Annotated in this window: 3 protein-coding genes and 1 pseudogene; 2 read left to right on the top strand and 2 right to left on the bottom strand. The window is 68.0% G+C overall.

The genetic code is table 11. The annotated features are described in order from the left end of the window. A pseudogene (locus RIF93_RS19875) lies at nt 1-274 on the top strand (SDR family NAD-dependent epimerase/dehydratase); the annotation flags it as partial. A 38-nt stretch (nt 275-312) separates the two neighbouring features. Here the strand turns inward: RIF93_RS19875 and RIF93_RS19880 are convergent. Together RIF93_RS19880 and RIF93_RS19885 are read right to left on the bottom strand one after the other, a co-directional pair. Beyond that, the gene (locus tag RIF93_RS19880; protein WP_309093178.1) at nt 313-1,056 is read right to left on the bottom strand and encodes a metallophosphoesterase; all 744 of its coding nucleotides are present in this window, start codon (nt 1,054-1,056) and stop codon (nt 313-315) included. Beyond that, on the bottom strand, nt 1,040-1,819 hold the full coding sequence (locus RIF93_RS19885; protein ID WP_309093179.1) for a hypothetical protein: 780 nt from the start codon (nt 1,817-1,819) through the stop codon (nt 1,040-1,042). The genes RIF93_RS19880 and RIF93_RS19885 overlap by 17 nt, the downstream gene beginning before the upstream one ends. Nucleotides 1,820-2,121: 302 nt before the next feature. Here RIF93_RS19885 and RIF93_RS19890 point away from each other — a divergent pair. Next, nucleotides 2,122-2,778: HAMP domain-containing protein (locus RIF93_RS19890; protein ID WP_375163906.1), on the top strand; the 657-nt coding region annotated here is incomplete at its 3' end.

The following is a 2,778-nucleotide window of genomic DNA, read 5'->3' on the forward strand; positions in this document are numbered from 1 at the left end:
GAACATCGGCAACCCCTCCGAGAAGACGATCCTGGAACTGGTGGACCTGGTGCTGGCGCTGACCGGCTCGACGTCGGAGGTGGTCTTCCAGGCGCTGCCGACGGACGATCCCAAGCGGCGGCGGCCGGACATCTCCAAGGCCGAGCGGCTGCTGGGCTGGACGCCCAAGACCCCGCTGGAACAGGGCCTGCGGGCGACGATCCGCTGGTTCGAGGAACGCGACGGCGGGGCGAAGCGCCGCCGCCGGGGCGAGGGCCTGCGGCTGAGCGCCTAGGGGAGACGCGGCCCTTCTCCCGGAAGGTGAGAAGGGCGCTAGACCTCGAGCAGGGCGTATTCGACGCCGACGTCACGGTTCAGGACCGGCTTGGCCACGTTGTAGACCGGCACGCCCCGAGCGGTGCGGCCCTCGTAGGCGCCGCGGTGGGCGTGGCCGTGCACGGCGCACTTGACGCCCTCGAAGCGGTCGATGGTCTCGCCCATGCGGGCCGAACCCAGGAAGGCGAAGATCTCGGGCGGCTCGCCTTCCACGGTCTCCAGCACCGGCGAGTAGTGGGTCACGACGACGATGCGGTCGGTGCGCAGCATGCGCAGGGACGTCTCGAGCTTGAGGTTCTCGTCGACGGCGGCCTGGACGAAGGACTTGATCTCGGGCTCGCCGAACGCCGAGAGCATGTAGCGGCCGAAGCCGCCCACGAAGCCCTTGCAGCCGGCGAAGCCCACGCCGCCGATCTCGAACGCCTCGCCGTCCAGGACCTTCATGCCGGCCTGGTGCAGGATGCGGGCGATTTCCTGCGGCTGCCCGCATTCGAAGTCGTGGTTGCCCAGCACGCCCACCACGGGGATCGAGCAGGACTGCAGGTCCTCGGCCAGGATCTCGGCCTCGGGCGTCTTGCCGAAGTTGGTCAGGTCGCCGCACAGGGCCAGGACGTCGGCCTCCTGGCTGATGCGGGCGAAGAGATCGCGGTAGGGGTGCTTGTGGTTCTCGCCGACGTGCAGGTCACCGATCGCCGCGACCCGCAGGTGGCCGTTGGGCGATCCGTCAGGCGATAGGCTCATGCCGCTCCTCCAGGCCCTTGCCGACGACGTCGGCGAAGCCCCATTCGCTGATGTCCATGACGTAGTCCCGCGGGCTGAACAGGCGGCCGCGGCAGACCTTCACGCGCGCCGGTGGCAGGCCGACCTGGGCCTTCAGGCGCGCCGAGAGCTCGTCCATGACCCAACGCGGGATCAGGTCGCGCTCCGTGGGATAGATGAAGCGGAAGTTCAGGAGGTGGGTGAGCAGCACCTCCCAATACGGCTCCATGTAGGTCATGAGCCGCTGCCACTCGATCCGGTCGTTGGCGCGCAGGATCACGTGGACCACGTCGGCGCCGTCGTACCGGTAGCGGTCCTGGATGAACATCTTCGAGACCAGCAGCTCGGTCGGCGGGGTGATCTTGGCCTGGGTGCCGTAGACGTTGATGGTGTCGTTGTTGACGAACCAGGCGTCGGTGACCGGCGCTGTGCCGTTCGACATGGCGAAGATCACGTCGAAGAAGCGGTTGTCCTGCCAGACCTTGGCGATCCAGCGCTCGTCCTCGACGTCGGTGCGGTAACCGCGCTCCTGGAAGTAGGCGAGGATCTTGGGGTAGTCGCCGGCCTTGCAGAAGACGTCGAGGTCCTTCGTCGGACGCACGATCCCGGTGTAGGCGGTCACCGCATAGGTGCCTGACAGCAGGAAGGGGATGCCGGACTCAGTGAGCAGCTTGAGGCTCTCGGCGTAAAAGGCCTCGGCGTCGGGCGGCGGCTCGAAGGCGGCGGCGTCATAGGGCTGCGACATACGCGGGTGGCTTCATTCCTCGGGAGGGGCGAGACGCCCCACGCCGAAACGGCGCCGCACCGGTCAAGTTCCTGCCCCCATCCGGTCCCGTGGGCGTTGGCGGCGGGGTCCGGATCGGGTACCTTCAAAGCCAAGCATCCTTCTGAAAAATTTATTTCCAGCCAAGCTGGAACCGGGCGCAACCGAACGTCGTTTTGGCCGCAGGGCGGGGGTGTGTCTTGGCGCGAACCCGAGCCTTTTCGAGGCTCTGGCGGCGCCGGGAATATCCCCACCGCAGCCATCGCCATGCCCTCGGGGGAACCATGTCAGCCAACGTCGTTGCGAAGTCCGCCAAGGCCGCCGCCAAGCCGCGGCGCGCCGTCAAGTCTGCGGACGAGGTGGATACCGGCCAACTTCTGGCCGCGCTGCGCGCCTTCCGGCGCGGCGACTTCTCGGTGCGGATGCCGCGCGGGCTGACCGGCGTGGCCGGCGAGATCGCCGAAGCCTTCAACGACGTGGTCGAACTGAACGACCGCATGACCAAGGAATTCGAGCGGCTGGGCGACACCGTCGGCCGCCAGGGCAAGATCAGCCACCGCGCCAAGCTGCCGGGCGCGCAGGGGTCGTGGTCGTTCGCCGTCGACGCGGTGAACACCCTCATCACCGACATGATCCACCCCACGGCCGAAATGGCCCGCGTGATCGGCGCCGTGGCCAAGGGCGACCTCAGCCAGACGATGGACCTGGAGAACGAGGAGCGCCCGCTGCGGGGCGAGTTCCTGCGGATCGGCAAGGTCGTGAACACCATGGTGGGCCAGCTGGGCTCGTTCGCCTCGGAAGTGACCCGGGTGGCGCGGGAAGTGGGCACCGAGGGCAAGCTGGGCGGCCAGGCGCAGGTGAAGGGCGTGGCCGGCACCTGGAAGGACCTGACCGACAACGTGAACTTCATGGCCGCCAACCTGACGGGTCAGGTGCGGAAC

This window comes from Phenylobacterium sp. (genome assembly GCF_031181185.1).
GTDB lineage: Bacteria > Pseudomonadota > Alphaproteobacteria > Caulobacterales > Caulobacteraceae > Phenylobacterium.